The 10785-nt window shown below is 69.8% G+C and carries 1 protein-coding gene; it reads left to right on the forward strand.

The annotated features are described in order from the left end of the window. Window positions 1–250 precede the first annotated feature (250 nt). A partial coding sequence (locus tag ACFWAR_RS33850) for an amino acid adenylation domain-containing protein (RefSeq protein WP_385785712.1) occupies window positions 251–10785 on the forward strand: 10535 nt, incomplete at its 3' end.

A 10785-nucleotide genomic window follows, 5' to 3' on the forward strand; every position in this document is an offset into this window, starting at 1 on the left:
CAGACGGCGCCCCGTCATCGACCCTGTTCACGGTGGCTGATCGATCAGCCGGAACGGTGAACGTGTTCACGGGGGACTGGACATGGCACGAAGTGAATTTCTGTGGTGCGCGCGAAATGCGTTCCACGCGCAGCTCTGACAGCTGCCGGAAATTGAATCAGCCGACTTTCGGCAGAAGAACACCGTCTGGGAAGCGAGCATCACGTTGGACGCCAAGGCATCGTCGCATTCTGACCTCCCTACTTCCGGCGTGGAAGGTCAGCCGTCCACCTCGAAGATCGAGGTGCTCCGTGAACTCTTCGCGGAAGTCCTGGACCGCCCGGAAGTGGGCCCGGACGACGACCTCTTCACGCTCGGCGGGCACTCGCTCTCGGCGATCCGGCTGCTCGTCCGCGTCCGCGCGGTCCTGGGCGTCGAGCTCCCGATCAAGGAGATCTTCGAAGCCTCCACCCCGACGGCCCTGGCCGCGCTCCTCGACGCGCCCCCGACCGGCGGCGCTGACGGCGACGCCGACCGCACGCCGGGCCGCCCCCGTCGGGGCCCGGTCGCCGCGGCGCGCCCGGACCGACTGCCGCTCTCCTACCCCCAGCGCCGCCTGTGGTTCCAACACCGGCTCGAGGGCCCCTCGGCGACCTACAACGTGCCCATGGCGTTCCGGCTGACCGGCCCGGTCGACGCCGACGCCCTGCACGGCGCCCTGCTGGCCGTGATCGGCCGGCACGAGTCCCTGCGCACCGTCTTCCCCGCGACCGACGGCGAGCCGCAGCAGCTGGTCCTCGACCCCGCGGACGTGCGGTTCGACTGGCAGCACCGCCGGGTCGACGCATCCGAACTCACCGCCGTGCTGGAGGAAGAGGCGCGGTACGGCTTCGAGCTCTCGGACGAGATCCCGCTCCGTGCACGGCTCTTCGACCTCGGCGACGGCCAGAGCCTGCTGTTCCTGCTGCTGCACCACATCTCCGGTGACGGCTGGTCGCTCGCACCCCTGGCCCGCGACGTCCTCACCGCCTACACGGCCTGCGCCGCCGGTGCCCCGCCCACCTGGTCCGCGCTCCCGGTCCAGTACGCCGACTACACGCTCTGGCAGCGGGAACTGCTCGGTGACCCCACCGATCCCGAGAGCCTCTTCGCCCGGCAGGTCGACCACTGGCGGGACCAGCTGGACGGCCTGCCCGAGCTGGTCACCTTCCCCACCGACCGGCCGCGCCCCGCCGTCGCGTCCTACGCCGGCGCCAACCTGCGCTTCTCGCTGAGCGGCGAGCTCCACCAACGGCTCGTCGACCTCGCGCACCGCTCCAACGCGACCGTGTTCATGGTGCTCCAGGCCGGTATGGCGGCCCTCCTCACCCGGCTCGGCGCGGGCACGGACATCCCGCTCGGAAACGGAGTCGCGGGCCGTACCGACGAGGCGCTCGACGACCTCGTGGGCCTCTTCGTCAACACCTTCGTGCTGCGGACGGACACCTCGGGCGACCCGGACTTCCAGGAGCTGCTCGGGCGCGTCCGCGCGACCAGCCTCACGGCCTTCGACCACCAGGACGTCCCCTTCGACCACCTCGTCGAGCTCCTCAACCCGCAGCGGTCCACCCACCACCACCCCTTGTTCCAGGTGGCGATGGTGCAGCAGAACGCGCCGGTCGAGGACCTGCGACTGCCCGGCATCGAGGTCGACGAAGCGTTCGTCCCCACCTCCACCTCCCGCTTCGACGTCCTCGTCGAGCTGTTCGAGCGGCACGACGGGAGCGACGCCACCGGCATCGAAGCCGTCGTCGAGTACGCGACCGAACTGTTCGACCCCGCCACGGTCCTCGCCCTCATGGAGCGCTGGGCCCACCTGCTGGAGCAGGTGAGCGCCGACCCGACCCTGCCCATCGGACAGGTCGAGCTGCTCAGCGCGGCCGAGCGCGGCCGACTGCTGGCCGAGTGGAACGACACCGCCGTCCAGGTCCCCGGCGCCCCGATGCCCCGGCTCTTCGAGGAGCGCGTGCTCGCGGCCCCGACGGACACCGCGCTGGTGTGCGGCGCCGAATCCCTCACGTACGGGGAGCTCGACGCGCGGGCGAACCGTCTGGCCCACTGGCTGATCGAGCGGGGAGTCGGCCCCGAGCAGCGCGTCGGCGTGCTCCTGCCGCGCTCCACGGACCTGGTCGTCGCCGTGCTGGCCGTGCTCAAGGCCGGCGGTGCCTACGTACCGGTCGACCCGGAGTACCCGGCGGCGCGACGCGCCTTCATGCTGGCGGACGCCGCCCCGATCCTCGTCCTCGACCCGGACACCCTGCGCGCGGCCAACGCGGAACTGGCCGACCACCCGGACACCACCCCCGACGTCCCGCTCCTGCTGCACCACCCCGCGTACGTGATCTACACCTCCGGGTCCACCGGCGTCCCCAAGGGCGTCGCCGTGTCGCACACGGGCGTGGCCAGCCTCGCCGCCGCCCAGGTCACCCGGCTGGGCGTGACGCCCGCGAGCCGGATCCTCCAGTTCTCCTCGCCCAGCTTCGACGCCGCCTGGTGGGAACTGGTGATGGCGCTGACCTCGGGTGCCACGCTGGTCGTGCCGGAGCCGGGGCGGCTGGTCGGCGAAGCCCTTGCCGCGGTCCTGGCGGAGCAGGCGGTCACGCACGTGACCTTGCCGCCCTCGGTGTTGGGCGCGTTGCCGGTGGGAGCCGAGGCTGGTCTGTCGGCGTTGGAGACGGTGGTGTTGGCGGGCGAGGCCGCACCGCCGGAGTTGGTGGCCCGTTGGTCGGCGACGCGCCGGGTGGTGAACGCGTACGGTCCGACGGAGTCGACGGTGTGCGTCTCGATGAGCGGCGAACTGCCCGAGGGCGTGGTGCCGATCGGGCATCCGGTGGCGAACACCCGCGTGTTCGTGCTGGATGCCGCTCTGCGTCCGGTGCCGGTGGCTGTGCCGGGTGAGCTGTACGTGTCGGGTGCCGGTGTGGCTCGGGGGTATGTGGGTCGTGCGGGGTTGACGGGTGAGCGGTTCGTGGCGTCTCCGTTCGGTGTGGGTGAGCGGATGTATCGGACGGGGGATGTGGTGCGGTGGGGTGTGGATGGGCAGTTGGAGTATGTGGGGCGTGTGGATGATCAGGTGAAGGTGCGGGGGTTCCGTATCGAGCCGGGTGAGATCGAGTCGTTGTTGGTGGGTTGTGAGGGGGTGCGTCAGGCCGCGGTCGTTGCGCGTGAGGACGTTGAGGGTGATCAGCGTTTGGTGGCGTATGTGGTGGCGGATCTGGGGGTGGCCGCTGCTGCGGAGTCGGGTGCTGCGGAGTCGGGTGCGCAGGCGCAGGTGGGGGAGTGGCGTGAGATGTATGACGCCGTGTACTCCGGTGCGGGTGTGGCGGGGTTCGGCGAGGACTTCTCGGGTTGGGACAGTTCGTATTCGGGTGAGCCGATCGCGTTGGGTGAGATGCGTGCCTGGCGGGACGCGGCGGTCGAGCGGGTGCGTGGTTTCGGCGCGCGACGCGTGCTGGAGATCGGTGTCGGTTCTGGTCTGCTGATGGCGCACCTGGCGGGCGGTGTAGAGGAGTACTGGGGCACCGATCTCTCGGCTGCGGTGATCGGTCGTCTGGAGGGGCAGGTGGAGGCGGCCGGTCTGGCTGCTCGGGTCCACCTGCGGGCGCAGGCCGCGGATGTCGTGGAGGGGCTGCCGGAGGGGTTCTTCGACACGGTCGTGATCAACTCCGTGGTGCAGTACTTCCCTGATGGTGAGTATTTGGCGCGGGTGATCGACCAGGCCATGGGGCTGCTGGCGCCGGGTGGTCGTCTGATCGTGGGTGACGTGCGTAGTGCGGGCTCGCTGCGTGTTCTGCATGCCGCGGTGAATGCGGGGCGTGGAGCGGTGGCGCGCGCGGTCGTCGACCGTGCGGTGTTGCTGGAGAAGGAGTTGGTGGCCGCGCCGGAGTTCTTCACGGGTCTTGCTGCGGGTGATGGGCGGATCGGTGGCGTGGACGTGCGGCTCAAGCGTGGTGACTACCACAACGAGCTGACCCGGCACCGCTACGAGGTGGTGTTGCACAAGGCTCCGGCGGAGGTCCTGGATGTGTCCGGGGTGCGGGAGATCGTGTGGGAGGCGGGTCTGGACCTGTCCGGGCTGCCGGGTGGGGGTGTTCCGGTGCGGGTGGTCGGTATTCCGAATGCCCGTTTGGTCGGGGAGGTGGCGGCGGAGCAGGTCATCGACGGGCATGACGCGGAGGACTTCGGTCCGGCGGCGGATCCGGAGACCCTGATCGCGCAGGGCGCGGCTCTGGGTCTACTGGTGGTCCCGACGTGGTCGGCGCGTTCGGTGGCGTACTTCGACGTGGTGGTCCTGCCTGCCGGTACTCCGGCGGATGTGGTCCTCAGTGGTGTGTACGTGCCGTCCTCGGCATCGGGCTCTTGGGTGAACAGTCCGGCTGCGGCGCGTGGGATCGGTGCGGTGGTGAAGGCTGCGCGGGCGCGGTTGGTCGAAGGGCTGCCGGATTACATGGTGCCTTCGGCGGTGATGGTCCTGGACCACCTGCCGTTGAACCCGAACGGGAAGCTCGATCGGCGGGCGCTGCCGAAGCCGGACTACGCGGCCACCGCGGGTGGTCGCACCGCCCGTACCCCGCAGGAGGAGGTGCTGTGCGGTCTGTTCGCCGAGGTCCTGGGTGTGGACCGGGTCGGGATCGACGACAGCTTCTTCGACCTCGGCGGGCACTCCCTGCTCGCGACCCGCCTGGTCAGCCGCATCCGCACCGTCCTCGGTGCCGAGCTGCCGATCAAGCAGCTCTTCGAGGCCCCCACCGTGTCGCGGCTGGCGGAGCGCCTCGACCCGGGCGGCCCGACGCGCACGGCCCTCGTCCCCGTGGAGCGCCCCGACAGCCTTCCGCTGTCCTTCGCACAGCGCCGCCTGTGGTTCCTCCACAAGCTCGAAGGCCGCTCCGCCACCTACAACATGCCGATCGCGCTCCGCCTGACCGGTGCCGTCGACCACGCAGCGCTCCGCTCCGCCCTGCGCGACGTCGTCGGGCGCCACGAGTCCCTGCGCACGGTCTTCAGCGAGAGCGCCGGTGAACCCCGGCAGCTCGTCGTGGACGCCGCGGACGCGCGCATCGACTGGGAACGCCGCACGGTGACCGAGGCCGAGCTGCCGGCCGCGGTGGAGGAAGCGGCGCGTTACGGATTCGACCTCTCCACCGAAATCCCCATCCGTAGCTGCCTCTTCGAGACCGGCGGGCAGGAATCGGTCCTGCTCCTGCTGCTGCACCACATCGCCGGTGACGGCTGGTCGATGGCTCCGCTGGCCCGGGACGTCGTCACCGCCTACACGGCACGGCTCCAGGGCGTGGCGCCGTCGTGGTCGGAACTCCCCGTCCAGTACGCCGACTACACGCTCTGGCAGCGCGAACTGCTCGGCCACGAGTCGGACCCGCGCAGCATGTTCGCGCGCCAGGTCGCCTACTGGCGAGGCCAGTTGGCGGGCATGCCGGAACTGGTGACCTTCCCCACCGACCGGCCGCGCCCGGCGATCGGGTCCTACGCGGGCTCGTACGCCGAGTTCGACGTCGACGCCACCCTGCACCAGCGTCTCGCCGAGCTCGCCCGCACCTCGGGTGCAACCGTGTTCATGGTGCTCCAGGCGGGCATGGCAGCACTACTGACCGCGCTCGGCGGCGGCACCGACATTCCGCTCGGCAGCGGCGTCGCGGGCCGTACGGACGAGGCGCTCGACGACCTCGTCGGCCTGTTCGTGAACACCTTCGTGCTGCGCACGGACACCTCCGGTGATCCGACGTTCGACGAACTGCTGGCGCGCGTACGGGAGTCGAGCCTGGCGGCCTACGCCCACCAGGACGTCCCGTTCGACCACCTGGTGGAACTGCTCAACCCGCAGCGCTCGGCGGCCCACCACCCGCTCTTCCAGGTGGCCCTCGTCCTCCAGAACAACGGCAGGGAAGACTTCACCCTGCCCGCGCTGACGGTCCGCATGGAGGAGGTCGACTCCGGGACCTCGCGCTTCGACATGCTGCTGTCGCTCACCGAGCGGTACGACGCCGCGGGCCGCCCCGCAGGCATCGCGACCGTGGTCGAGTACTCCACCGATCTGTTCGACCGGTCCACCATCGAGCAGCTCTTCGCCCGCTGGGTGCGCTTCCTCGACCAGGCACTGTCCGCGCCGGAGCAGCGCATCGGCCGCGCCGACCTGCTCACCGCAGCGGAGCGGCGCCAGGTCCTGGACGATTGGAACGACACCGATGCCGAGGTGAGCCAGGAGAGCCTGGCCGCCCTCTTCGAAGCACAGGTGCGGCGCACCCCGCACTCCCCGGCGGTCCGCTTCGGGTCCGACGAGCTGACCTACGCCCAGCTGAACGCCCGGGCCAACCGGCTGGCCCGCCACCTCGTGGCCACGGCTCCCGGCAACGCCGCCGAGCGGCTGGTCGCCGTCGCCCTGCCGAGGTCGGCCGATACCGTCGTCGCACTCCTGGCAGTGGTCAAGGCGGGCGGGGCGTACCTTCCCCTCGATCCCGAGGACCCGGCGGAACGACTGCGCCACGCCCTGGACGACGCGCGCCCCGGCCTCCTGCTCACCAGCACCCCGGCCTTGGCGGGACTCGGCACGGAGCGTCCGTGCGCACTCCTCGACGACGAGGTGACGCGAGCGGAGATCGAACGGCAGCCCGCGGACGATCTCAGCGATCGGGAGCGCTGGGCACCTTTGGTTCCGCAGAGCCCGCTCTACGTGATCTACACCTCGGGCTCCACCGGGCGCCCGAAGGGCGTACTCGTCGAGCACCGGGGCCTGGCCAACAACCTCCAGTGGATGCAGGACGCCCACCCGGTCGGCTCCGGTGACGTCGTGCTGTTCCGCACGTCGGTGCGGTTCGACTCCGTCGGGCTGGAGCTCTGGTTCCCGCTGCTGCACGGTGCGGCGATCTGCGTCGCCCCCACGGAGGTGCTTCGGGACCCGGGTGCGCTCGTATCGCACATGGTGGAGCACGGCGTCACCGTCGCCCAGTTCCCGCCGAGCCTGCTGGCCAACCTTCCCGCACCGCCCGCGGGCCACGGCGTCACGCGCATCTGGTCCAGCGGGGAGGCGCTGCGCCCGGAACTCGCGGCGGAGATCTCCCGCACGTGGGGAGCCCAGCTCTCGAACCTCTACGGGCCGACCGAGATGACCATCCAGGTCGCGGCCTCCACCTGGCTCGCAGGTGAAGCGGATGCGACCTCCGGCAGCAGCGTCCCGATCGGCCGGCCGATGTGGAACACCAGGCTCTACGTCCTGGACGAGAACCTGCGTCCGGTGCCGGTCGGTGTCGCGGGCGAGCTGTACGCGACCGGTGTCCAGGTGGCTCGGGGGTATGTGGGTCGGGCTGGTTTGACGGGTGAGCGGTTCGTGGCGTCTCCGTTCGGGGTGGGTGAGCGGATGTATCGGACGGGTGACTTGGTGCGGTGGGGTGTGGATGGGCAGTTGGAGTATGTGGGGCGTGTGGATGATCAGGTGAAGGTGCGGGGGTTCCGTATCGAGCCGGGTGAGATCGAGTCGTTGTTGGTGGGTTGTGAGGGGGTGCGTCAGGCCGCGGTCGTTGCGCGTGAGGACGTTGAGGGTGATCAGCGTTTGGTGGCGTATGTGGTGGCGGATCTGGAGGTGGCTGCTGCCGCGGAGTCGGGTGCTGCGGAGTCGGGTGCTCAGGCGCAGGTGGGGGAGTGGCGTGAGATGTATGACGCCGTGTACTCCGGGGCGGGTGTGGCGGGGTTCGGCGAGGACTTCTCCGGTTGGGACAGTTCGTATTCGGGTGAGCCGATCGCGTTGGGTGAGATGCGTGCCTGGCGTGACGCGGCGGTCGAGCGGGTGCGTGGTTTCGGCGCGCGACGGGTGCTGGAGATCGGTGTCGGTTCCGGTCTGCTGATGGCACACCTGGCCGAGGGCGTGGAGGAGTACTGGGGAACGGACCTGTCTTCGGCGGTCATCGCGCGTCTGGAGGAGCAGGTCAAGGAAGCCGGCTTCGATGCTCGGGTCCGCCTTCGGGCGCAGGCCGCGGATGTCGTGGAGGGGCTGCCGGAGGGGTTCTTCGACACGGTCGTGATCAACTCCGTGGTGCAGTACTTCCCCGATGGTGAGTATTTGGCGCGGGTGATCGACCAGGCCATGGGGCTGTTGGCCCCGGGTGGTCGTCTGATCGTGGGTGACGTGCGCAACGCTGGCTCGCTGCGTGTTCTGCACGCCGCGGTGAATGCGGGACGTGGCGCGGTGGCCCGCGCGGTCGTCGACCGTGCGGTGCTCCTGGAGAAGGAGTTGGTGGCTGCGCCGGAGTTCTTCACGGGTCTTGCTGCGGGTGATGGGCGGATCGGCGGTGTCGATGTGCGGCTCAAGCGCGGTGACTACCACAACGAACTCACCCGGCACCGCTATGAGGTGGTGTTGCACAAGGCTCCGGCGGAGGTCCTGGATGTGTCCGGGGTGCGGGAGATCGTGTGGGAGGCGGGCCTGGAGATCGACAGCCTGGCTTCGTCCGAGGTTCCGGTGCGGGTGGTCGGTATTCCGAATGCCCGGTTGGTCGGTGAGGTGGCGGCGGAGCAGGTCATCGACGGGCATGACGCGGAGGACTTCGGTCCCGCGGTGGATCCGGAGAGCCTGATCGCGCAGGGCGCGGCTCTGGGTCTGCTGGTGGTGCCGACGTGGTCGGCGCGTTCGGTGGCGTACTTCGACGTCGTGGTTCTGCCTGCCGGCACTGCGGCGGACGTGGTCCTGACCGGTGTGTACGTGCCGTCCTCGGGGTCCGGGAGCTGGGTGAACACTCCGGCTGCGGCGCGTGGGATCGGTGCGGTGGTGAAGGCTGCGCGGGCGCGGTTGGTCGAAGGCTTGCCGGATTACATGGTGCCTTCGGCGGTGATGGTTCTGGATCACCTGCCGCTGAACCCGAACGGGAAGCTCGACCGGCGGGCGCTGCCGAAGCCGGACTACGCGGCCACCGCGGGCGGCCGCACCGCCCGTACCCCGCAGGAGGAGGTGCTGTGCGGGCTCTTCGCCGAAGTCCTGGGTGTGGACCGGGTCGGGATCGACGACAGCTTCTTCGACCTCGGTGGGCACTCCCTGCTGATCACGCGGCTGGTGAGCCGGATCCGCGTCTCCATGGGCGTGGAAGTCTCCATCGCCACGGTCTTCGAGGCCCCCAGCGTCGCGGACCTCGCAGTACGTCTCGCCGAGGGCGGCCGCACGCGCCTCGCGCTGGAGCCCGTGCTCCGCCCGGACAGTGTTCCCCTGTCCTTCGCACAGCGCCGCCTGTGGTTCCTCCACAAGCTGGAGGGCCGCTCGTCCACCTACAACATGCCGATCGCGCTCCGCCTGACCGGCGAGGTCGACGCCGAAGCGCTCCGCACCGCCATCGGCGACGTCATCACCCGGCACGAGTCGCTCCGCACGGTCTTCCCGGAGCGGGCGGCGGAGGCCGAGCCGCACCAGCTGGTGCTGGCTCCGACCGAAGCGCGCCTGAACTGGGAGCTCGCCACCGTCACCGAGGCCGAACTGCCCGCCGCACTGGAGGCTTCGGCACGCTACGGCTTCGACTTGGGCACCGAAATACCGCTCCGGGCCTGGCTGTACGAGCTGAGCGACAGCGGTGCGCACGTGCTGATGCTCCTGGTGCACCACATCGCGGGCGACGGTTGGTCGATGGGGCCGCTGACGCGGGACCTCATCGCCGCCTACACCGCGCGGACGCGCGGCGCGGCGCCGCAGTGGGAGGCACTCCCCGTCCAGTACGTCGACTACACGCTCTGGCAGCGCGAACTGCTCGGCAGTGCGTCCGACCCGGACAGCATCTACGCCCAGCAGCTCGACTACTGGACCCGACAGCTCGCCGGGCTCCCCGAGCAGGTCACCTTCCCGACGGACCGACCGCGCCCGGCGCACTCCTCCTTCGAGGGCACGCATCTCACCTACGGCTTGAATGCCGAACTGCACGCGAAGACGGTGGAGTTGGCGCGCCGGACAAACACCACGGTGTTCATGGTGCTCCAGGCGGCCATGGCCGTCCTGCTCACCCGTCTCGGCGCTGGTCACGACATCGCCCTCGGTAGCGGTGTGGCCGGCCGCACCGACGAGGCGCTCGACGACCTGGTCGGTCTGTTCGTGAACACCTTCGTGCTGCGCACGGACACCTCCGGCGACCCGACCTTCGCGGAACTGCTGGCGCGGGTACGGGAGTCGAGCCTGGCGGCCTATGCCAACCAGGACGTCCCGTTCGAAGACCTGGTGGAGCTGTTGAACCCGCAGCGCTCCACGGGTCACCACCCCCTCTTCCAGGTCGCCCTGGTCCTCCAGAACACCCCCGAGAGCGAGTTCGTACTGCCGGGGCTGCGCGTGGGATCCGAGGACGTGGGCATCGGCCGTTCGCGCTTCGACATGCTGCTCAGCCTCACCGAGCACGCCGATCAGCAGGGCGTCACCGCCACGGTCGAGTACTCGACGGATCTGTTCGATCGTGGGTCGGTGGAGCGGTTGTTGGGTCGTTGGGTGTGGTTGTTGGAGCAGGTGGTGGCTGATCCGTCGGTGCGGGTCGGTGGGGTGGAGTTGTTGGGTGAGGTTGAGCGGGAGTTGGTGTTGTCGGGGTGGAATGACACGGGGCGTGTGGTTCCTGAGGTGTCGATGGCTGGGTTGTTCGAGTTGCAGGTGGGGCGTGATCCGGGTGCGGTCGCGGTGGTGCGTGGTGAGGAGGTTTTGTCGTACGGGGAGTTGAATGCGCGGGCGAATCGGTTGGCGCATTGGTTGATTGGTCGTGGTGTGGGTGCTGAGGCTTTGGTGGGGGTGATGTTGCCGAGGTC

Source organism: Streptomyces sp. NPDC059917 (assembly GCF_042730635.1).
Taxonomy (GTDB): Bacteria; Actinomycetota; Actinomycetes; order Streptomycetales; family Streptomycetaceae; genus Streptomyces.